Raw genomic sequence first — 21,755 nt, 5'->3', positions numbered from 1 at the left:
CGGGTTATCTACACACGGCGGAGATCATGATGTCCATGTTCGGCCTGGCTGACGTTAATTCATTCTATGCCAGCTGCGAGACGCTGTTCCGCCCGGACCTGCGTGGCAGACCTGTGCTAGTGCTCAGCAACAACGACGGATGCGTCATTGCACGCTCCGCTGGCGCAAAAGCGCTTGGCATCAAAATGGGTGCGCCATGGTTTGAGGTAAAAACACAGGATTATCCGGAAAAGGTGCACGTGTTCAGCTCCAATTACGCGCTTTATCACAGCCTCAGCCAGAGAGTAATGACCGCGCTTGAAGAGATAACGCCACGCGTCGAGCAGTACAGCATTGATGAGATGTTTCTGGATCTCACCGGTATTGACGGCTGTGAGAACTTCGAAACTTTTGGCCGTCGCCTGCGTGCGCATGTCTTTACCACAACGGGTCTCACCGTCGGTATCGGCATGGGGCCGACCAAAACACTGGCAAAATCGGCCCAGTGGGCGGGCAAGGAGTGGAAGCAGTTTCGCGGCGTACTGGCGCTTACGCCAGGTAATCCGAAACGTACTGAAACCCTGCTGGCTAACCAGCCCGTTGAGGAAATATGGGGCGTGGGACGGCGTATCGGTAAACGACTCAACCTTATGGGCATCGAAACTGCTCTGCAGCTATCACGCGCGCGTCCGAAGTTCATTCGCGATAACTTTTCCGTGGTGCTGGAGCGCACCGTACGCGAGCTGAACGGTGAATCATGTATTCCGCTCGAAGAGCTGCCACCGGCAAAACAGCAGATTGTCTGTAGCCGCAGCTTCGGCGAGCGAATTACCTCAAAAGTCGCTATGCAGCAGGCGCTGTGTCAGTACGCTGCGCGCGCAGCGGAAAAACTGCGCGGGGAACGTCAGTACTGTCGCAACATCGGTGTGTTTATCCGGACGTCGCCACACGCAAACGGTGAGGTTTTTTACGGGAACAGCGCTGGTGAGAAACTGACGCTGCCAACACAGGACACGCGTGACATTATTGAATCTGCGATGCGATCACTTGACCGTATCTGGCTTGAGGGTCGAAGGTACATGAAAGCAGGTATCATGCTTGATAACTTCACTCCAAACGGTGTAAGCCAGCTCAATCTGTTTGAAGATAACCAGCCGCGGGCCAATAGCGCACAGCTGATGAAGGTACTGGATGATATCAACCAGTCCGGAATGGGAAATGTATGGTTTGCGGGCCAGGGCATTAATACCGAATGGAAAATGAAACGTGAAATGCTAAGCCCTGCTTGGACCACGCGCTGGTCTGACATACCTAAAGCGCGCGTGCTTTGAGTCGGTTACTAATTAAGCTGTTGAAATTGTATTCCACATAAATGCTGATATGTCAGACAGAGTGATGACTATTTTGCAGTTACTGACTCCGCGTGTGGAAATTTACAGTATCGATGAAGCTTTTTGTGATCTTACGGGTATGCGTAATCTGTTATCGCTTGAGGTGTTTGGCCATCAGATACGTGATCAGATTAAGCGAAGAACACATCTGACTGTGGGAGTGGGAATAGGCCCTACAAAAACGCTCGCCAAACTGGCTCAGTATGCAAGTAAGCGCTGGCCCGCAACGCGAGGTGTGGTAGATCTCAGTGACAGACAGCGTCAGCGTAAGTTAATGGCTTTAGTACCAGTTGAGGAGGTCTGGGGTATAGGACGGCGGCTGGGTAAAAAATTACAGTTTATGGGCATTAACAATGCACTTCAGCTGGCTGAGCTGTCGCCTTCATTCATTCGTAAACAGTTCTCAGTAGTTGTTGAGCGCACGGTCAGAGAGCTGAACGGTATTCCTTGCCTCGGTTTAGAAGAATTTACTGCCCCAAAAGAACAAATCATATGCTCCCGATCTTTTGGAGAAAAACCGTCGGACGAAGTCAGCCTGCATCAGGCCATTTGCGCTCATGCTGAACGTGCAGCAGAAAAACTCCGTGCAGAGCATCAATTTTGTAAACGGGTAGCAGTTTTCATCAGTACCAGCCCTTTCTCAGAAAATGAGGTGTTTTATAAGAATCAGGCGGTAACAGAGCTTGCTGTACCCGCTCAGGATTCACGGGATATCATTAACGCGGCTATAAAGGCATTTGATACGATATTTGTACCAGGGCACCGTTATCATCGTGCTGGCGTGATGCTCACTGATTTCCGAAGCGCTGCCGTATCTCAATTGACCCTTTTTGATGACTTTCAGCCTCATCGTAACAGCGAAGAGCTGATGACATTAATAGACAGCATTAACCATTCAGGCAAAGGCTCTGTTTGGTTTGCAGGGCAAGGTATTAAAGATGCATCTATGGGCTGGAAGATGCGCAGAGAAAGGCTTTCCCCCGCCTTCACGACTAAGCTAAGTGATATAATTAAAGTGAAGTGAGCTTCCTTTTTACGCCCAGCCATTTGGTATACCTCATCATTGACTTTCATTATACAATACGGCAGGGTTTTACAGTCTGTTACAATGTGACGGAATAGTAAGTCGTACTAAAGCTGTTATTTTCACGGTAAAAATAGGGAGAAAAAAGGAATATGAAGGGTCTATATACTATTTTAATACTACCTGTTCTCGTAACAGCTTGTAGTATGAATGATATAGCAACTACAAACCAGAAAATCAGTGATGGTGCCTCAGGAATAATGAATTCCCTGAGAGGTAACTCCTCAGGAAATGATGAGCAGCGTATGAAAGTATCTCCTTCAGAAAAAAAAGAATCGACCTCTAAAAGTTATACTGTACCAGTAGATGTTGATACTGCAGCAGCAAGAATTAAAAGGAAGTTTAAGTTTATCTCTAATGATGAACTGAGATCAATTAGAGAAAAAAATAACGATGGCGAATGGACTGCCAGCGCAATTACCGATAGTAATCAGGAATGGGATGCGATGACTGGAAGTTATTATAAAATGGGCTCAGATTGGGGCGACTATGATGATCACCTAACTATTGAGCTAGAAAAAAATGGGTCAGGTAGTCGTATTCATATAACGTACAGTTCTTCTTCAAAGCAAAGACTCGCAAGTAGCGGCTTGCAGGATTTAATGCAAAATATTAAGAATGTAGCTGAAGGGAAGTAACTAATTATTAAGGGTGTGGATATTGCTATATCCGCACTCATAAATCTATAAGGAGTAAGTGTGTTTAATCTCTTGTCCTATTTCCATAATAAATATAAAGGCCGAATTATAGAGTGTGACGAAACTCTGGATTACAGAGCCAACTTTGAGCATGCATTAAAATTTACAAAAGGGCTGGGCTTTAATGAAGGTTCAATAACGGATTTGAAGGATGGTGAATTGGATTATCATAATATGATGGCAAAAGTGTGTCATGAAGCAGAAGTGGATAGCTTCTCTTTTTCAGCAGGGCAATGTCTCAAGTGGTGTCATTTCCTTCAGCCATATTTTGAATCCGCACTTGGCTGTAAAATTTGGACGACAGTCGGTCAATTATGGAAGGGAGATAAATGGCTTTATAATCCCACATATGATGAATTTGAAAAATGGTCCAACAAGGGATTTCAGCCCGAAGATTTTTCTGAGACGCCTGCTCTAAATCTTCATGCCTGGTATACAACAGATACTGGTCATTTGATTGATATTTCATATCTGAGTACTCTTTCAAATGTATTTCCTGATTGCCATGAATATACTGGAGGTGTGCTGGTAGGTAAGCCAAATGATATTTTTCCTGGCTATCAATACGTACCTATAGTCGTTGGGCAAGGTATAGTAGAAAAAATTCAAAGCAAATCTTTTATACCTTTTCTTGCTAATGACGTTGAGGATCTAATGTCTGTTGGAATGGTGATATATGCAGACCCTAACAATGAATAATATAAGAAAGTTGACGATCATCTGAGGCGTTGCTAACATCACCAGTGCATTAGAAGTCGCTACGGCGACCATCCAAAACCCCTGTAACCTGAGAGGGGTGCCTTCGGGCGGTTACCAGCCAATGCTTCAGCGGTCTGAGAGAAGCGCCTTCGGGTGACTGCCAGCTAATGTCCCACATACCTGAGAGGGACGCCTTATGGCGGTAAACCCGTTTAACCTTTGAAAACGGGGGCCACTAATGTGGATAAGGTCACCGACCAAAAACTGGCCGGCTAACGCCTCAATGATTCACATCTTCCTGATGTTGAATTGTCATTAAAGGAGCTGAATCAGGCTCTGATCTTTCACTACGTTATGATTCTTGCCAGGGATACGCCCTGAGTTTCGTACGACTTTTGCATCGACGGATAAGGCCATTTGGCACATTTGGCCGCTTACGGAGTTGCATTAGGAGCACGAAGCTGCGCGGCGTCACTTGTGAAGTGGCGAAGACACTACCAAGTGACGCGCGCAGCGCATAACGTCTCAACCCACGTACGACGTGGTTTTCAACGTTTTACTACCATCTGACCAACATGTAGTCCGTGTTAGTACGGTATTAAACTCACTTTTACATCAACGTAAGCACGACGGAAGGCCGTCTGAACGTTCAATTATCAGTAAGGAGGAAATCGACTCGGTATCGATGGCGACACTACGAACAGTAGTGTTGGAGGCAGCTTGACGTAAGTCAGCTCTGCATAAGCAGCAAACAGATCAGAGATCTGGGGTGCCTCGCAAGAACTCAACAATTCGCCGCCCCGATGCACAGATACCAGTTGAGACGCAGGAAGCGCAAAAGCAACCGTGTCGTCGGGGATGAATTACTGGGGTACAGATCCGTCCGCTTATTTACAAGCCGAGGGACGTGTATCCCTGTGGAGATATAGGAATGTCCAGATTCAGTAAACAGCTGTGCAAACAACTTGTCACACTTGCTCGTCAGGGAAGGGGAAGTTATAAAACTGTGGCTGACCGCTCAAGAATTGCAGAACGTTTTTCTGAACGTCTGTCTGAACTGAATATTCAGATTAGGGACGTAAAACATATCAAAACTTCCCATATTGAAAAATATATTGAGAGCAGGAAGGCAGACAGTTTGTCTCTCAGGACGTTACAGAATGAGATGTCTGCTATCCGCTCTGTTTTATTATCAGCAGGAAGAAATAAACTGGCCGATCCCAATCATACCAGCCTGAGTAATCAGGCCCTGGGAATTTCTGGTGCTAACCGGGATGGCACTAAACTTCCTATTACAGATGAAAAACTTAATGCGGTTGTGAATTTTGCGCTTAAAAAAGATGAAGGTGTTGCGCTCGCGGTACAACTTTCAAGATACCTTGGATTGAGAACAGAAGAAACCGTGCAGTCCGCAAAGTCGTTAAAAACATGGAAGCAGTCATTGATTAACAATAATGAGCGTGTCCGTGTTGTTTTCGGGACTAAAGGCGGGCGGCCGAGAGAAACAACAGTTTTCAATCGTGAAAAAGTTTTATCAATTCTTGATAAGGCAATTCATTATGTCAGTGAACATAACGGAAAACTGATTGATAAACCTTCTCTGCATACTGCAATAGATCGTTACCGAAATATTGTACGAGAGGCAGGGATGAATGGTAAAAATGCCCCGCATAGTTTGCGTTACGCTTATTCACGTGATGCTGTAAATCATCATATTAAAAATGGAATGAGCCGCGACGAAGCTGAAGCATTAGTATCGATGGATTTGGGGCATGGAGATGGCCGTGGTCGTTATATTAAACAAGTTTATTTTCGCGGTGAAACAGAATAAGTTGTTTCTTTACTGAATTTTCAGGACGTAGCGCCACAGCTCATTCAGGGCTGTGGCTTTTCTAAATTTCAATCCGTATCTTTACATGCTCGAATAACTGTCATGCGTGAAACGCCGGCGAGCCTTGCCGTTTCATTTATTGATTTTCCGTTTTTCTTGCGAAGCGTTCTAATTAACTCATGTTTTTCCTTATCTGCTAGCCTCCCCCTGTATTTCCCTTTTTCCTTGGCGGCTGTAATTCCTTCCATCTGCCTTCTGCGACGATCTTCATAATCTTTACGGGCGATAGCAGCTAACATGTCCAGCATCATATTATTCACTGCCCGGAGCATACTATGAGTAAAGTCATAAGCTGATGGTGTGGACAGGGCAATGTGACTTGTAGGCAAATCAAGGCTTATTATTGAAAGCGATTTCTCATTAATCATCTTTTTTAAAGATTCCCAGCCATTATCATCCAGGCGTGAAAGCCGATCTACTTGTTCTATAAGTATCGCATCCCCTGGCTCTGTATCCTGAAGCAGTCTCATCAGTTCCGGTCGGTGCAATGCTGCGCCTGAAGCATTTTCAACATACCAGCCAGCAATGCGATGATTGTGTTGTTGAGCAAAGTCCTTGAGCCTCGATTTTGCACGCAGTGCATCCTGTTCCTGAGTTGAAGCACGAAGATATCCAAATATAAACAAAGTTCCTCCGGCAGTAACATTAAAATAGTCACATTCCAATCGGTATCATTTAAGTGGTAACTTATTTATATTCTACCAATAAACTGGATAGTATTTAATAGGTATACCCATTTGATACCCAGGTTGACATAATCACTATTTGCTCTGAAAATAGACAGGCTTACTTGTTGCTACATGCAACCAGCTAATGCTCCGGCAGTCTGAGAGGAGCGCCTTCGGGTGACTGCCAGCCAACGTTTTACCGGTCTGAGAGAAACACCTTCGGGTGACCGGAAAATCCTCGCAGCCTGAGAGAGGATACCTTCGGGTGGTAAATCCGTTTAACCTCTGGAAACGGATATTGAATCGCCATGGGTTTAACAGACACCTCAGAGTCATTTAAGATGGCTTAAAGAGAGGTGCCCATGAGCGGTAAGCGTTATCCCGAAGAGTTTAAAACTGAAGCAGTCAAACAGGTTGTTGATCGCGGTTATTCTGTTGCCAGCGTTGCAACACGTCTCGATATCACCACCCACAGCCTTTATGCCTGGATAAAGAAGTACGGTCCGGATTCTTCCACTAATAAAGAACAGTCAGATGCTCAGGCCGAGATCCGCCGTCTCCAGAAAGAGCTGAAACGGGTTACCGACGAACGGGACATATTAAAAAAAGCTGCGGCGTACTTCGCAAAGCTGTCCGACTGAGGTACGCCTTTATCCGTGACAACTCCTGTTGCTGGCCTGTTCGCCTGCTCTGTCGGGTGCTGGATGTTCATCCCAGTGGTTTTTACGCCTGGCTTCAGCAGCCGCATTCACAACGCCATCAGGCAGACCTGAGACTGACAGGACAGATTAAACAGTTCTGGCTGGAATTGGGATGCGTCTATGGTTATCGCAAAATCCATCTGGATCTGCGTGACAGCGGGCAACAGTGCGGAGTAAACAGAGTCTGGAGACTGATGAAACGTGTCGGAATAAAGGCTCAGGTCGGATACCGAAGCCCGCGGGCACGTAAAGGCGAGGCCAGTATCGTGTCACCCAACAGGCTCCAGCGACAGTTCAATCCGGATGCTCCTGATGAGCGTTGGGTAACGGACATAACCTACATCAGGACCCACGAAGGCTGGCTGTATCTTGCCGTTGTTGTTGATCTGTTCTCACGCAAAATTATCGGCTGGTCCATGCAATCCCGGATGACAAAGGACATTGTCCTGAACGCACTGCTGATGGCTGTATGGCGGCGTAATCCCGAAAAACAGGTGCTGGTTCATTCGGATCAGGGCAGTCAGTACACAAGCCATGAGTGGCAGTCGTTCCTGAAATCACACGGCCTGGAGGGTAGCATGAGCCGTCGCGGTAACTGCCATGATAATGCGGTTGCAGAAAGTTTTTTCCAGTTGTTGAAACGTGAACGGATAAAGAAAAAGATCTACGGAACGCGAGAAGAAGCCCGCAGTGATATTTTTGATTACATCGAAATGTTTTATAACAGTAAGCGTCGGCATGGTTCTAGCGAACAGATGTCACCGACAGAATATGAAAAACAGTATTATCAACGGCTCGGAAGTGTCTAGATTATCCGTGGCGATTCAGTACGTTATGTCACCAGAAATGAGACAGGTGAACCCGTTGTAAAAATGCCGGATGACGATGTGCTGAAGGAAGCAACTGAAAGCCTGGGGGTGTTGCCAGAGACTGGTATGGAAAGGGCTAAAGGCATTGTTCTGGTAGAAGGAAAGTCGGATGTCACTTTCCTGAGGCATGCGGCCAGTTCATTTAAACAATCAGGTGTGCTGCCAGCCTCTCTTGAGGACGTGAAAATTGTGCCAGTCCTCATAGGAGGATGCGGGAGCGTCAAACACTGGGTTACCTTAAATCTGGCCAACGATCTGGGGCTTCCCTGGTGCGTATTTCTGGACTCCGATATTGGGGGAGACCCTGCACAGGTTCTGTCCATTCAGAAACGTAAAAAAGAAGTGGAGGAAGCCGGTAAGGTATTCTTCGCCACGCGCAAACGTGAAATAGAGAACTATCTCTGCCCGGATCTGATCGAAGAAATTACCGGTGTAGCAGTCACGTTTACGGACACCTGTGACGCTAAAAAAATAATCGGCCGGGCTGTGGGAATGAAACCCGATAATGTGCTTGATAAATTCTGGCCCCAGATGACAGCGGAAAGAATAATCTCAAGATCAACCTATCATGACGGAACGCAGGAAAGAATTGAACTGATTGAGATCCTGAGCGACATTATTTCCATGACGAGATAATGTGTTAAAATAATCGCAGCTGCATATATTCCGGTCCACAGCAAAGGACCGGAGTATAGAATATAAAAAACCCGAAATTAATCGGGTTTTAATTATTTAACGTTTAACAGGATCCCGTGCCCGGGAGTGATTTAAAATTACGCTTATCATGGCGTTTTTGCAATCTTTATTTTTGACTGCCAAGCCATTTATTCATCTGCTCGATTTCACCTTTCTGAGCTTTAATGATGTCCTGCGCAAGCTTTCTCATTTCGGGATCTTTTCCGTATTTAAGCTCGGTCTCAGCCATTGCTATTGCTCCTTCATGGTGTGCGATCATACCTTTTGCAAAGGCCTTATCGGGATCGGGCTCATTAACGGCGGCCATCATTTTTTCATGCATGTCTTTCATGCCAGCCATATATTCCTGTGACGATGCCGATGAGTGCATATCTGACATTTTCATTTCCGAATGTTCGGCAGAAATTGCTGGCAGGGATAACATTAATATAACAAAAAGGGTGTTTTTGATTTTCATTTAATAAATCCTTTTCAGGTAGGTACCGGTTAATTGTAGCTGAGTCATATAAAAAAGCCCCCTGATGGGGGCAAAAATGTCACAACATATCCGGTTAAGGAATAATCTATCAAGGAAAGGGTAAAAAGCACGGATACTACAGTCGCATTCAGCCTACATTGATCATGCGGCGGTGCGCTTCGGCCATGGCCTGATGTGGGCCGGACTGACCGTTATTCATGAATTCATGGGCAACCGCTGCTCTTTCATGCTCATCCATCGCCGCGTAAGACGTTGAAGGGACGGTCGTGGATACTGTGTTATTTCCCATCATCTTCTGATGACTTTCCACCATTTTCTGGTGCGCATCTGCCGATCCGTTCGTCATGGTTTCATGAGCAATAATGGCCTGTTCATGCTGGTCCATACCGGTCATACGGGGAGCAGTCCCCTGGATCCCGACAGGAGCCGCAGCAGACTGCATCTGGTGAGCAGGGGCCTGTGCATTGTTGACGCGCTCATGGATATTCACGGTTTCAGTGGCCCAGGCCGAAGAAATTAAACCAAAGCCCAGCAAAGATGCTAATACGATATTTTTCATGATAACTCTCCATTTCTCAATTAATGATGTCCGGGGAAGTACAACCGGTGTTTTCAGTTTCATAACTTAAACAGGTTCGGCAGTTCTTATTTCTCCGGGAGATGGCTGGATATTCATTCCTGGCGTACTCTGACGCCGGGTATTGATGAAGCAATCCAGCCTTCCTGATAAGTTGCACTAATTATATCGAATGGCTTCTGTTTGCTGCATGACAGGCTAATGACATCTTTGTCATTTAAATCTTTATTCTCAGTGTTGGGGATCCGGAATCATTTTCTCCAGTCTGGGTACGGATAAAATAAAACGTGTCGAGCGTATATCCGATTCCACATGCACTCTTCCGTGATGTGCTTCCACGATTGACTTCACAATCGCAAGACCGATGCCGCTGCCTTCTCCTTTTCGTTGTCTGGACGGATCCACCCGATAAAAACGGTCAAACAGCCTTGATAAATGCTCTTCAGGGATTGGTTTCCCCGGATTTTCAATCACAAGGTCAAAAAAGCTCCCCTGTTTTCTTATTGAGACGGTGATTGCCTGTCCCTCAGGGGTATAACGCAGGGCATTGGATAACAGATTATTGATCGCTCTTCTAAACATTTGTGGATCTCCCTCGACCAGACAGGGCATCCCGTTAAATTTGAGCGTGATATTGCGTTCTTCGGCCCAGGCTTCGAAAAACTCGAAGACTTTCATGACTTCCGCTCTGAGGTCAAACATGACCCTGTCAGGTATCAGCTGATTATTATCTGCCTGTGCCAGGAACAGCATATCGCTGACCATTTTGGTCATCCGGTTATACTCTTCAAGACTGGAATAGAGGACATCCTCAAGTTCCCTCTGTGTTCGATCCTGACTCAGTGCGATTTCAGTCTGCGTCACCAGATTGGTGATGGGCGTTCTGATCTCATGCGCGATATCGGCAGAGAAATTGGCCTGGCGGGTAAAGACATCCTCAATCTTTCCAATCATATGATTGAACGAGATAACCAGTTGCTCCAGCTCAATGGGAACGCGTGTCGGTTCCAGTCGCGCATCAAGATTCTCGGAGGTGATGTTTTTAATGGCATTGCTGACATTACGAAGGGGCAGGTGCCCCTGACGGACAGCGATTCGAATGATCAGAACAATCAACAGGCTTATCACGACGGCAATCGCAATCAGGTTCTTTTTCAGCGCATCGAGGTAATGGAGATGGAAATTAATGGATAGGCCAGTCAGCATGACATAGTTCTGCTGTTTGCCCTGAAATATCGCCTGACCAGAGGAGGCGATAATCCTGTATGTTTCCATCTTCATTTCGGACCCGGTATCCATCGGTCCCGCAGGATCCTCCACCGTCCAGAGAAAGACATCCCGTGCGCGGCTGTGCTCGCTAAAATCTGCTGAATTCACTGCCGGGCGTAGTGCCGCCCCCTGAGCTGAGCTAAAGAGCACTTCACCCCTGGGATTGAGGAGCAAAAGGGCAACGTTGCGGTAGCTGGCAATTGATTCCTTTATTTTGCTTATTTTTTTATCATCCGGATCCACCGGGGACTGCAGTATACGGTTCAGTGTGGTGCTGATTTGTTGAAGATCGCTGACATCCTGCTCGGCAAAATGATTTTCAACAGAATGCAGCATAAACCAGGTGAAGGCGATAAAAGCCAGTATCGTGGACAGGCTGATAAAAAAGGTCAGCCGCAGAGCGAGTGAGAAAGGGCGTCTGGAAGGTTTGCTATGCATCCGGGACCTCCAGCATGTAGCCCACGCCCCGGACTGTCTGGATCAGCTTTGTCTCGTAATCGTTGTCTATTTTAGCGCGGAGTCGCTTTACTGCGACATCGATCGCATTAGTGTCGCTGTCAAAATTCATGTCCCAGACCTGAGAGGCAATCAGGGAGCGGGGAAGAACCTCTCCCTGATGGCGAATGAAGAATTCCAGCAGGCTGAACTCTTTACTGGTGAGCACAATGCGGTTTCCGGCGCGACTGACTTTTCTGGATACGAGATCAATCGAGAGGTCAGCCACCTTAAACTGGCTTTCCGTGATCATCGTGTTTCCCCGCCTCAGAAGGGTTCTCACCCGGGCGAGCAGTTCGGCAAACGCAAAGGGTTTAACCAGATAATCGTCCGCACCCAGTTCCAGTCCTTTGACCCTATGTTCGATCGTGCCGAGGGCTGTCAGCAGTAAGACCGGCATACCCTTTCCGGCAGTGCGCAGCATGCGGATGATATCCCAGCCGTTCACATCAGGTAGCATGATATCCAGAATGACTAAATCATACTCGGCTGTCATGGCGAGATGATATCCGGTAAGACCATTATCAGCGTGATCCACTACGAACCCTGCCTCTGTAAGCCCTTTGCTGAGATATTCACCTGTTTTAATTTCGTCTTCGACGATCAATATTTTCATCTTGCTCCCCGGCTGGCTGCTAATGTCATTCTATTGCGCCCACGATCGTTATCAACGGATTACAGCAAAAATGACAACATTGTCATTATCCTGTCACTCGGCAAACAGAGAGCGTTAGGTAAAGTACCCCTATCAATACTCTGGACTTCATTTGAACCATTTACCAGGTCTGCCTGGACGAGAAGCGTTATGTTCAAATTAAAATTACTCAGCATTAGCACGATATTCATCCTGGCAGGCTGCGTGTCGCTTGCGCCTGAATATCAGCGGCCCGCAGCACCGGTACCCCAGCAGTTTTCACTGTCCCATAACAGCCTGACGCCAGCGGTAAATGGCTATCAGGATACGGGCTGGCGTAACTTTTTTGTCGATCCCCAGGTTACCCGGTTGATCGGTGAAGCTCTGACTAATAACCGTGATTTGAGAATGGCTGCCCTGAAGGTTGAAGAGGCCCGAGCCCAGTTCAACGTCACGGATGCAGATCGTTACCCCCAGCTGAATGCCTCATCCGGGATAACATACAGCGGTGGTCTGAAAGGTGACAAGCCGACCACACAGGAGTACGACGCGAGACTGGAGCTCAGCTATGAGCTCGATTTTTTCGGCAAACTTAAGAACATGAGTGATGCTGACCGCCAGAACTACTTTGCCAGCGAAGAAGCCCGTCGGGCCGTACACATCCTGCTGGTCTCCAACGTTTCACAGAGCTATTTCAGCCAGCAACTGGCGTACGAACAACTCCGTATTGCGCGGGAAACGCTGAAAAATTATGAACAGTCCTATGCTTTCGTTGAGCAACAGCTCGTGACCGGGAGTACGAACGTTCTGGCACTTGAACAGGCGAGAGGACAAATCGAAAGTACCCGCGCCGAAATAGCCAAACGAGAAGGCGATCTGGCTCAGGCAAACAATGCCCTGCAACTGGTGCTGGGAACGTACCGCGCACTTCCGTCAGAAAAAGGGATGAAAGGCGGGGAGATCGCACCAGTAAAATTGCCACCAAATCTATCTTCACAAATTTTGCTGCAGCGACCGGATATTATGGAAGCGGAATATCAGCTGAAAGCGGCTGATGCCAATATTGGCGCAGCGCGAGCGGCCTTTTTCCCCTCCATTACCCTGACCAGTGGTCTTTCCGCAAGCAGTACGGAGCTGTCAAGCCTGTTTACGTCAGGAAGTGGAATGTGGAATTTTATCCCTAAAATTGAAATTCCTATTTTTAATGCTGGCAGGAATAAAGCCAATCTGAAGCTGGCTGAAATTCGCCAGCAACAATCGGTGGTTAATTACGAACAAAAAATTCAGTCAGCCTTTAAGGATGTTTCCGACACGCTTGCGCTGCGCGACAGCCTTAGCCAGCAACTTGAGTCACAGCAGCGTTATCTTGATTCACTTCAGATAACTCTCCAGCGTGCCAGAGGATTATATGCAAGTGGTGCTGTCAGTTACATCGAAGTGCTGGATGCAGAACGTTCCCTCTTCGCTACGCAGCAAACCATTCTCGATCTTACCTATTCCCGACAGGTTAACGAAATTAATCTGTTTACCGCGCTGGGTGGCGGTTGGGTAGAGTAAATTTATTTAATTAATCAGGAAATTAAAAATGCGTAATTCACTTAAAGCCGTTTTATTTGGTGCCTTCTCTGTCATGTTTTCTGCCGGTCTTCATGCTGAAACACATCAGCATGGCGATATGAATGCTGCCAGTGATGCTTCGGTACAGCAGGTTATCAAGGGCACCGGTGTCGTTAAAGACATTGATATGAATAGTAAAAAGATTACCATTTCGCACGAAGCAATCCCTGCTGTGGGCTGGCCTGCAATGACCATGCGCTTCACTTTTGTTAATGCAGACGACGCTATCAATGCCCTGAAAACCGGCAACCATGTCGATTTCTCGTTTATTCAGCAGGGCAATATCTCCTTACTCAAAAGCATTAACGTTACGCAATCCTGATTATCAGTCCGGAGCGAATACATCCAGTGCGCCTGAACATTCATTAAGGGATTACTGTGAATGAATGATCGGGCGCATATGCCAGGTGTTTTGATTTTTCAGCGAGAAATTGTATGGCTTCTTTAAAGATAAAATATGCTGCAATAATTATCAGCAGCCTCATAGCAGGAGGGCTGATATCGGTTACTGCCTGGCAGTATGTAAACTCATCACAAAAAACAGTACAAACCGAACAAAAGGCACCGGAGCGAAAGGTACTTTTCTGGTATGACCCGATGAAACCGGATACCAAATTTGATAAACCCGGAAAATCTCCCTTTATGGATATGGACCTGGTGCCAAAATATGCTGATGAAAGCGGCGATAAAAGCAGTGGCGGGATCCGTATCGATCCAACGCAGGTTCAGAATCTGGGATTAAAAACGCAAAAAGTCACGCGAGGAATGCTGAATTATTCTCAGACAATCCCGGCTAATGTCAGTTACAACGAGTATCAGTTTGTCATTGTGCAGGCGCGCTCTGACGGTTTCGTCGAAAAAGTGTATCCCCTGACGATTGGCGATCATGTGAAGAAAGGCACTCCGCTTATCGATATCACCATTCCTGAATGGGTTGAGGCACAAAGTGAGTTCCTGCTGTTATCCGGTACAGGCGGTACGTCAACCCAGATAAAAGGGGTTCTGGAGCGACTTCGTCTAGCTGGTATGCCGGAAGAGGATATTCAAAGGCTGCGTTCAACCCGCACAATCCAGACCCGTTTTACCATTAAAGCACCTATTGATGGTGTCATTACTGCGTTTGACCTGCGCACCGGAATGAATATTTCGAAAGATAAAGTAGTGGCTCAGATTCAGGGGATGGACCCGGTCTGGATCAGCGCTGCAGTGCCAGAATCTATCGCATATCTGCTGAAAGATACGTCGCAGTTTGAAATTTCGGTACCGGCTTATCCGGATAAAACATTCCATGTCGAAAAATGGAACATTCTTCCCAGCGTGGATCAGACAACCCGTACGCTTCAGGTCCGTCTCCAGGTTTCTAATAAGGATGAGTTTCTCAAGCCGGGCATGAATGCCTATCTGAAACTGAATACCAAGAGCCAGGAGATGCTGCTGATACCAAGCCAGGCCGTTATCGATACCGGCAAAGAACAGCGCGTGATTACTGTTGATGATGAAGGCAAGTTTGTGCCGAAACAGATCCACGTTCTGCATGAATCACAGCAACAGTCCGGCATTGGCTCCGGCCTGAATGAAGGCGATACCGTGGTGGTCAGTGGCCTGTTCCTCATTGACTCCGAAGCCAATATTACGGGCGCGCTGGAACGTATGCGCCACCCTGAAAAAACAGAAAACAGTATGCCAGCAATGTCTGAGCAGCCTGTAAATATGCATTCAGGGCACTGAGGAGACGACGATGATTGAATGGATTATCCGGCGCTCTGTCGCCAACCGTTTCCTGGTCATGATGGGCGCACTGTTTCTCAGCATCTGGGGCACATGGACGATAATTAACACGCCGGTCGATGCGCTGCCTGACCTGTCAGATGTGCAGGTCATTATTAAAACCAGCTATCCCGGACAGGCCCCGCAGATTGTAGAAAACCAGGTCACCTATCCGCTTACCACCACCATGCTGTCCGTACCTGGCGCAAAAACCGTGCGTGGCTTTTCACAGTTCGGTGATTCGTATGTGTATGTCATTTTTGAAGACGGCACCGATCTGTACTGGGCCCGTTCGCGCGTGCTGGAATACCTGAATCAGGTTCAGGGCAAACTGCCTGCGGGTGTGAGCTCTGAAATCGGCCCGGACGCCACGGGAGTGGGCTGGATATTTGAATATGCCCTTGTCGATCGCAACGGAAAACACGACCTTTCAGAACTGCGCTCTCTGCAGGACTGGTTCCTGAAATTTGAGCTGAAAACCATCCCGAACGTGGCTGAGGTCGCTTCGGTTGGCGGCGTGGTGAAACAGTACCAGATTCAGGTCAATCCGGTAAAACTGTCCCAGTACGGTATCAGCCTGCCCGAAGTGAAACAGGCACTTGAATCGTCTAACCAGGAGGCCGGTGGCTCATCCGTTGAAATGGCCGAAGCGGAGTATATGGTCCGTGCCAGCGGTTATCTTCAGAGCATTGATGATTTTAATAACATCGTCCTGAAAACAGGTGAGAACGGCGTGCCGGTTTATCTGCGGGATGTTGCCCGCGTGCAGACCGGGCCCGAAATGAGGCGTGGTATTGCCGAGCTGAACGGCCAGGGAGAAGTCGCTGGCGGCGTGGTGATCCTGCGGTCGGGTAAAAATGCGCGCGACGTTATCACGGCAGTGAGGGATAAACTGGAGACGCTGAAGGCCAGCCTGCCGGAAGGCGTTGAAATCGTGACCACCTACGATCGCAGCCAGTTAATCGACCGGGCGATTGATAACCTCAGTTCCAAACTTCTGGAAGAGTTTATCGTGGTGGCCATCGTCTGTGCTCTGTTCCTGTGGCACGTACGTTCTGCCCTGGTGGCGATTATCTCTCTGCCGCTTGGCCTGTGTATCGCCTTTATCGTCATGCACTTCCAGGGACTGAACGCCAATATCATGTCGCTGGGAGGGATAGCGATTGCCGTCGGTGCGATGGTGGATGCCGCCATTGTGATGATTGAAAATGCGCACAAACGGCTTGAGGAGTGGGATCATCAGCATCCGGGTGAGCAGATTGACAACGCCACCCGCTGGAAGGTGATTACCGACGCCTCCGTGGAAGTGGGACCCGCGTTGTTCATTAGCCTGCTGATCATCACCCTGTCCTTTATTCCTATCTTTACCCTGGAAGGGCAGGAAGGTCGTCTGTTTGGCCCGCTGGCATTCACGAAAACGTACTCCATGGCGGGAGCGGCCGCACTGGCCATCATCGTCATTCCTATTCTGATGGGATTCTGGATCCGGGGGAAAATTCCTGCCGAGACAAGTAACCCCCTGAACCGGGTGCTGATCAAAGCGTATCATCCTTTGCTGCTGCGGGTCCTCCACTGGCCAAAAACAACCCTGCTGGTTGCGGCCTTGTCCATTTTCACGGTTATCTGGCCACTGAGTCAGGTGGGCGGTGAATTTCTGCCGAAGATTAACGAGGGCGATCTGCTGTATATGCCGTCGACCTTGCCTGGCGTCTCTCCGGCAGAAGCTGCAGCGCTCCTGCAGACAACAGACAAGTTAATCAAAAGCGTTCCTGAAGTGGCTTCTGTATTTGGCAAGACCGGTAAAGCAGAGACCGCAACGGATTCCGCGCCGCTCGAAATGGTGGAAACCACGATCCAGCTCAAACCTGAGGATCAGTGGCGTCCCGGCATGACAATTGACAAGATTATTGATGAACTCGACAGGACAGTCCGTTTACCGGGTCTGGCAAACCTCTGGGTGCCGCCTATCCGTAACCGTATTGATATGCTCTCAACCGGGATCAAAAGCCCGATAGGTATCAAAGTGTCCGGGACTGTTCTGTCCGATATCGACGCGACGGCGCAGAGTATCGAGGCGGTAGCCAAAACCGTGCCTGGCGTGGTGTCTGTCCTGGCTGAGCGACTTGAGGGCGGGCGCTACATCGATATCGATATCAACCGGGAGAAAGCCTCCCGCTACGGGATGACGGTAGGTGATGTCCAGCTGTTCGTCTCTTCAGCAATCGGAGGTGCTATGGTGGGTGAGACGGTTGAAGGGGTGGCCCGGTACCCTATTAACATTCGCTACCCGCAGGATTACCGGAACAGTCCGCAGGCGCTGAAACAGATGCCGATCCTGACCCCGATGAAGCAGCAGATCACGCTGGGCGATGTCGCGGATATTAACGTCGTTTCTGGACCAACCATGCTGAAAACCGAAAATGCCCGGCCAGCCAGCTGGATTTATGTTGATGCCCGCGGCAGGGACATGGTGTCGGTGGTTAACGACATTAAGACGGCCATCAGCGAGAAAGTGAAACTGAGACCGGGAACCAGTGTGGCATTCTCCGGACAGTTTGAACTGCTTGAGCATGCCAACAAGAAACTGAAGCTGATGGTGCCGATGACGGTGATGATCATTTTCATCCTGTTGTATCTGGCATTCCGCCGGGTTGACGAAGCCCTGCTGATCCTGATGAGCCTGCCGTTCGCCCTGGTTGGCGGAATATGGTTCCTGTACTGGCAGGGCTTCCATATGTCAGTGGCGACCGGAACCGGGTTTATCGCCCTGGCCGGGGTGGCAGCAGAGTTTGGCGTGGTCATGCTGATGTATCTGCGTCATGCCATTGAAGCGCACCCGGAATTGTCCCGTAAAGAGACGTTCACACCGGAAGGTCTTGATGAAGCCCTCTATCATGGTGCCGTACTGCGTGTCCGGCCGAAAGCCATGACCGTGGCGGTGATCATTGCGGGTCTGCTGCCAATACTCTGGGGAACCGGCGCAGGTTCAGAAGTCATGAGCCGTATTGCTGCGCCAATGATTGGTGGGATGATCACGGCTCCGCTGCTGTCCCTGTTCATTATTCCTGCCGCCTACAAATTAATCTGGCTGCGCAGACATAAAAAAAGCGTGTCATAACCCTGAAAGGGCGCCCCCAGTGGGCGTCCTTCTGCACTGATTCACCCTGACGTCAGGGTTTATATCGATAATATACAGAGGTGAGTATGAAAAAAGTGGTTCTAATGGCCCTGGCTCTCGGCCTGTCACTGCCTGCAATGGCGAGTGAAAAAGTCATTGATATGTACAAATCTGAAAACTGTGGCTGTTGTTCCCTGTGGGGCAAAGCGATGGAAAAAGACGGGTTCGAAGTGCGAACTCACGTCATGAATGATCAGGCGCTGTCAGCCCTGAAAGAAAAGCATGCTGTTCCTGCTGGACTACGAAGTTGTCATACCGCGGTTGTAGGTAATTTGATCATTGAAGGCCATGTGCCTGCGGCAACGATACATAAGGCCATGCAGTCTGGTTCGGGTATATACGGTCTCGCCACCCCCGGTATGCCAGCAGGAAGTCCGGGAATGGAGATGGGGGCCCGAAAAGAGGCTTACGATGTTATCGCATTCTCACCGGAGGGCAGTAAAAAAGTCTTCCAGCGAATCGAATAGTCAGCGGAACGGCTGATAACGGGACGCCGGCAGCAGGCACTCTTATGCCGGCGGCATTCGTGGTAATCGCATCCATGACATATCCTGAAGACAGAAAATGCTTCAGATATGCATAAGGAGAGTTACTGTGAAAAATGACAATGCAGTGGAACATAACAACCAGACTGCTTCTGAGCAGACATCATCCCCGGACGAGAGTCACGCATTGCATAAGGTGAGAGATCCCGTGTGCGGGATGGTCATCCTGCCTGACAAGGCGCACAGCAGCATTCGATACCAGGACCATCAGCTTTATTTCTGCTCCGCCAGCTGTGAGAGCAAATTTAAAGCCCATCCCGATCATTATTTTACCGAAGATGCCAGTGAACATCACCATCACCACGACCACCATGAAGTCAGCCCTGATAAGATAAAACAGTCTCACCGCCAGGCGGAGAAAGAGATTTCTGAAGGTGTGTGGACATGTCCGATGCATCCGGAGATACGCCGTAGTGGTCCCGGAAGCTGTCCTGTCTGTGGAATGGCACTGGAGCCGCTCGTAGCTACGGCATCCACGGGGACGAGTGATGAACTTCGCGACATGACAAGACGCTTCTGGCTGGGGTTGTTGCTGGCGTTTCCGGTTCTGATACTCGAAATGGGTTCTCATCTGTTTCCCGCTTTGAGGAATACAGTACCGCCACAGTACAACACATGGCTGCAGTTACTTCTGGCCTCTCCTGTCGTTTTGTGGTGTGGCTGGCCATTCTTCGCCCGGGCCGGAATGTCGTTACGTAACCGCTCCCTGAATATGTTTACCCTTGTTGCAATGGGGACCGGCGTAGCCTGGGTTTACAGCGTCATTGCAACCGTCTTCCCCTCCTGGTTTCCTGCATCGTTCAGAAACATGGATGGCCTGGTGGCCATTTATTTTGAAGCCGCAGCTGTTATTACGGTGCTTGTTCTGCTGGGACAGGTCCTTGAATTGCGGGCAAGGGAACAAACCTCAGGTGCCATTACTGCGCTTCTTAACCTTGCCCCCAAAACCGCCAGGCGGCTGGATCAAGACGGTCATGAAACGGATATTAATGCGGAAGATGTCCTGCCTGGCGATAAGCTCCGCATCAGACCTGGAGAGAGTATTCCGGTCGACGGTATCGTGGTCGAAGGCAAAACAACCGTTGATGAATCGATGGTGACCGGGGAATCTATGCCTGTTACCAAAACGGAGGGTGACCCTGTCATCGGGGGGACCATTAATCAGACAGGTAGTCTTATCATCCGTGCAGAGAAAGTCGGTGATGAAACGATGCTCTCACGAATTGTTCAGATGGTCGCTGATGCACAGCGTTCGCGGGCCCCCATCCAGAGAATGGCTGACAGCGTTTCAGGCTGGTTTGTTCCTCTGGTGATACTTATCGCGGTTGTTGCTTTCATGATCTGGTCTGTCTGGGGGCCCGAGCCCAGGATGGCGCACGGTCTCATTGCGGCTGTGTCGGTCCTGATTATTGCCTGTCCCTGCGCGCTGGGGCTGGCCACGCCGATGTCGATAATGGTGGGGGTGGGCAAAGGAGCCCAGGCCGGGGTGTTAATCAAGAATGCCGAAGCCCTTGAGCGTCTTGAAAAAGTGGACACGCTGGTTGTCGACAAAACAGGCACGCTCACGGAAGGTTCGCCGACGGTGACAGGGATTATCAGTCTCAATCCGGGTGGGGAAACATCTCTTTTGCGTGTAACGGCCGCAGTGGAAAAAGGCTCGCAGCATCCGCTGGGTATGGCAGTAGTTAAAGCAGCACAGGAAAAGGGGATCGCAATACCCGCAGTCACTCATTTCAATGCGCCGTCGGGTAAAGGTGTCTCAGGCGATGTCGAAGGTCAACGGGTTGTTATTGGTAATGAACTGGCTATGCAGGAAAACAGTATCGTTATTGATAATCAAAAGGCCGTTGCGGATACGTTGCGGATGGAAGGCGCTACCGTTATCTATGTGGCCACAGACGGGCACCTTGCAGGCCTGATAGCTATCTCGGATCCCGTGAAAGCAACCACGCCGGATGCGCTTAAAGCTTTGCGTCAGGCGGGGATCCGCATCGTTATGCTCACCGGGGATAACCAGCTTACCGCTGAAGCAGTCGCACGGAAACTGGGAATAGATGAGGTTGAAGCCGGGATTCTGCCGGATGGCAAAAAAGCAGTGATAACCCGACTGAAAGCGTCTGGCCATGTGGTTGCGATGGCCGGAGACGGTGTGAATGATGCCCCGGCGCTGGCAGCGGCTGACGTGGGTATAGCCATGGGAACGGGTACAGATGTGGCAATTGAAAGTGCCGGAGTCACCCTTCTCAAAGGCGACTTGATGATACTGAACAGGGCCCGTCATCTGTCAGAAATCACCATGAAAAATATCCGACAGAATCTGTTTTTTGCATTTATCTACAACGCACTTGGCGTGCCTGTGGCTGCAGGTCTGCTTTATCCTGTGTATGGAATACTGCTGTCGCCAGTTATTGCGGCGGCGGCCATGGCTCTTTCCTCCGTCAGCGTCATTGTGAATGCGTTGCGTCTGAAAAGTGTCAGGCTCGGGAAATAACACTGAGTGAAGGGGCTGTTACGAACAG

At 49.0% G+C, this 21,755-nt stretch carries 17 protein-coding genes and 1 pseudogene; 13 read left to right on the top strand and 5 right to left on the bottom strand.

What is annotated here, in order from left to right; genetic code table 11:
- The first annotated feature begins 35 nt into the window (after window positions 1-35).
- From umuC (WLO31_RS18770) to WLO31_RS18750, 5 genes are all read left to right on the top strand, one after another.
- Window positions 36-1,310: a translesion error-prone DNA polymerase V subunit UmuC gene (umuC, locus tag WLO31_RS18770; RefSeq protein ID WP_023202697.1), complete on the top strand. Its 1,275-nt coding sequence runs from the start codon at window positions 36-38 to the stop codon at window positions 1,308-1,310.
- A gap of 64 nt (window positions 1,311-1,374) precedes the next feature.
- A complete protein-coding gene (gene umuC, locus WLO31_RS18765) occupies window positions 1,375-2,394 on the top strand; it encodes a translesion error-prone DNA polymerase V subunit UmuC (protein WP_020899214.1) in 1,020 nt (339 codons plus the stop codon).
- Window positions 2,395-2,546: 152 nt separating this feature from the next.
- The gene (locus WLO31_RS18760) at window positions 2,547-3,092 is read left to right on the top strand and encodes a hypothetical protein (protein WP_020899213.1); all 546 of its coding nucleotides are present in this window, start codon (window positions 2,547-2,549) and stop codon (window positions 3,090-3,092) included.
- A gap of 60 nt (window positions 3,093-3,152) precedes the next feature.
- Window positions 3,153-3,851, top strand: coding sequence for a hypothetical protein (locus WLO31_RS18755; protein ID WP_020899212.1), 699 nt, complete (start codon window positions 3,153-3,155; stop codon window positions 3,849-3,851).
- Window positions 3,852-4,782: 931 nt separating this feature from the next.
- Window positions 4,783-5,682 (top strand): integrase domain-containing protein, encoded by a 900-nt coding sequence (locus WLO31_RS18750; RefSeq protein WP_006786007.1) that lies wholly within the window; start codon window positions 4,783-4,785, stop codon window positions 5,680-5,682.
- A gap of 68 nt (window positions 5,683-5,750) precedes the next feature.
- Here WLO31_RS18750 and WLO31_RS18745 read toward each other — a convergent pair whose 3' ends face one another.
- Window positions 5,751-6,368: a recombinase family protein gene (locus WLO31_RS18745; protein ID WP_020899211.1), complete on the bottom strand. Its 618-nt coding sequence runs from the start codon at window positions 6,366-6,368 to the stop codon at window positions 5,751-5,753.
- Window positions 6,369-6,772: 404 nt separating this feature from the next.
- On the opposite strand from WLO31_RS18745, the gene WLO31_RS18740 reads away from it, so the two are divergent.
- Together WLO31_RS18740 and WLO31_RS18735 are read left to right on the top strand one after the other, a co-directional pair.
- Window positions 6,773-7,920 (top strand): IS3 family transposase gene (locus tag WLO31_RS18740; protein ID WP_087464944.1). Its coding sequence is split into 2 segments (ribosomal slippage): window positions 6,773-7,022 and window positions 7,022-7,920, totalling 1,149 coding nucleotides; the frame shifts between segments, so codons are not numbered across the junction.
- Window positions 7,921-7,932: 12 nt separating this feature from the next.
- Window positions 7,933-8,616: pseudogene (locus tag WLO31_RS18735) on the top strand (TOPRIM nucleotidyl transferase/hydrolase domain-containing protein); the annotation flags it as partial.
- 166 nt (window positions 8,617-8,782) lie between these two features.
- Here WLO31_RS18735 and copM read toward each other — a convergent pair.
- The 4 genes from copM to silR all read right to left on the bottom strand — a co-directional run bounded on the left by copM (window position 8,783) and on the right by silR (window position 12,111).
- On the bottom strand, window positions 8,783-9,133 hold the full coding sequence (gene copM / locus WLO31_RS18730; RefSeq protein WP_006785879.1) for a CopM family metallochaperone: 351 nt from the start codon (window positions 9,131-9,133) through the stop codon (window positions 8,783-8,785).
- A gap of 148 nt (window positions 9,134-9,281) precedes the next feature.
- A complete protein-coding gene (gene silE, locus WLO31_RS18725; protein WP_006785880.1) occupies window positions 9,282-9,713 on the bottom strand; it encodes a silver-binding protein SilE in 432 nt (143 codons plus the stop codon).
- Window positions 9,714-9,962: 249 nt separating this feature from the next.
- Window positions 9,963-11,438, bottom strand: a complete 1,476-nt coding sequence (gene silS / locus WLO31_RS18720) for a copper/silver sensor histidine kinase SilS (protein ID WP_000555738.1) — start codon at window positions 11,436-11,438, stop codon at window positions 9,963-9,965.
- On the bottom strand, window positions 11,431-12,111 hold the full coding sequence (silR, locus tag WLO31_RS18715) for a copper/silver response regulator transcription factor SilR (protein ID WP_000697968.1): 681 nt from the start codon (window positions 12,109-12,111) through the stop codon (window positions 11,431-11,433). Before silR ends, silS begins: the two co-directional genes overlap by 8 nt.
- Window positions 12,112-12,300: 189 nt before the next feature.
- Here silR and silC point away from each other — a divergent pair, with 189 nt between their 5' ends.
- The 6 genes from silC (at window position 12,301) to silP (ending at window position 21,727) form a co-directional block, all read left to right on the top strand.
- Window positions 12,301-13,686, top strand: a complete 1,386-nt coding sequence (gene silC / locus WLO31_RS18710; RefSeq protein ID WP_000475503.1) for a Cu(+)/Ag(+) efflux RND transporter outer membrane channel SilC — start codon at window positions 12,301-12,303, stop codon at window positions 13,684-13,686.
- A 28-nt stretch (window positions 13,687-13,714) separates the two neighbouring features.
- Window positions 13,715-14,068, top strand: coding sequence for a cation efflux system protein CusF (gene cusF / locus WLO31_RS18705; protein WP_001246153.1), 354 nt, complete (start codon window positions 13,715-13,717; stop codon window positions 14,066-14,068).
- A 113-nt stretch (window positions 14,069-14,181) separates the two neighbouring features.
- The gene (gene silB, locus WLO31_RS18700; RefSeq protein WP_001485328.1) at window positions 14,182-15,474 is read left to right on the top strand and encodes a Cu(+)/Ag(+) efflux RND transporter periplasmic adaptor subunit SilB; all 1,293 of its coding nucleotides are present in this window, start codon (window positions 14,182-14,184) and stop codon (window positions 15,472-15,474) included.
- Window positions 15,475-15,484: 10 nt separating this feature from the next.
- On the top strand, window positions 15,485-18,631 hold the full coding sequence (silA, locus tag WLO31_RS18695) for a Cu(+)/Ag(+) efflux RND transporter permease subunit SilA (RefSeq protein ID WP_000574021.1): 3,147 nt from the start codon (window positions 15,485-15,487) through the stop codon (window positions 18,629-18,631).
- Window positions 18,632-18,717: 86 nt separating this feature from the next.
- Complete coding sequence (locus WLO31_RS18690; RefSeq protein WP_002436620.1) at window positions 18,718-19,158, top strand: DUF411 domain-containing protein; 441 nt, start codon at window positions 18,718-18,720, stop codon at window positions 19,156-19,158.
- Window positions 19,159-19,255: 97 nt separating this feature from the next.
- Window positions 19,256-21,727 (top strand): Ag(+)-translocating P-type ATPase SilP, encoded by a 2,472-nt coding sequence (gene silP, locus WLO31_RS18685; protein ID WP_129244003.1) that lies wholly within the window; start codon window positions 19,256-19,258, stop codon window positions 21,725-21,727.
- Window positions 21,728-21,755 lie beyond the last annotated feature (28 nt).

This window comes from Dryocola sharpae (assembly GCF_051307055.1).
In the GTDB taxonomy this organism is placed as follows: Bacteria; Pseudomonadota; Gammaproteobacteria; order Enterobacterales; family Enterobacteriaceae; genus Dryocola.
Note: the sequence above shows the minus strand (reverse complement) of the source record. Positions and strands in the feature narration are given on the sequence as shown.

Excerpts from the sequence above, each read along its gene's own strand:
- umuC (WP_023202697.1), top strand. The coding sequence starts at position 36 with ATGTTCGGCCTGGCTGACGTTAATTCATTCTATGCCAGCTGCGAGACG.
- umuC (WP_020899214.1), top strand. The coding sequence starts at position 1,375 with ATGACTATTTTGCAGTTACTGACTCCGCGTGTGGAAATTTACAGTATC.
- WLO31_RS18760 (WP_020899213.1), top strand. The coding sequence starts at position 2,547 with ATGAAGGGTCTATATACTATTTTAATACTACCTGTTCTCGTAACAGCT.
- WLO31_RS18750 (WP_006786007.1), top strand. The coding sequence starts at position 4,783 with ATGTCCAGATTCAGTAAACAGCTGTGCAAACAACTTGTCACACTTGCT.
- copM (WP_006785879.1), bottom strand. The coding sequence starts at position 9,133 with ATGAAAATCAAAAACACCCTTTTTGTTATATTAATGTTATCCCTGCCA.
- silE (WP_006785880.1), bottom strand. The coding sequence starts at position 9,713 with ATGAAAAATATCGTATTAGCATCTTTGCTGGGCTTTGGTTTAATTTCT.
- silS (WP_000555738.1), bottom strand. The coding sequence starts at position 11,438 with ATGCATAGCAAACCTTCCAGACGCCCTTTCTCACTCGCTCTGCGGCTG.
- silR (WP_000697968.1), bottom strand. The coding sequence starts at position 12,111 with ATGAAAATATTGATCGTCGAAGACGAAATTAAAACAGGTGAATATCTC.
- silC (WP_000475503.1), top strand. The coding sequence starts at position 12,301 with ATGTTCAAATTAAAATTACTCAGCATTAGCACGATATTCATCCTGGCA.
- cusF (WP_001246153.1), top strand. The coding sequence starts at position 13,715 with ATGCGTAATTCACTTAAAGCCGTTTTATTTGGTGCCTTCTCTGTCATG.
- silB (WP_001485328.1), top strand. The coding sequence starts at position 14,182 with ATGGCTTCTTTAAAGATAAAATATGCTGCAATAATTATCAGCAGCCTC.
- silA (WP_000574021.1), top strand. The coding sequence starts at position 15,485 with ATGATTGAATGGATTATCCGGCGCTCTGTCGCCAACCGTTTCCTGGTC.
- WLO31_RS18690 (WP_002436620.1), top strand. The coding sequence starts at position 18,718 with ATGAAAAAAGTGGTTCTAATGGCCCTGGCTCTCGGCCTGTCACTGCCT.
- silP (WP_129244003.1), top strand. The coding sequence starts at position 19,256 with ATGCTTCAGATATGCATAAGGAGAGTTACTGTGAAAAATGACAATGCA.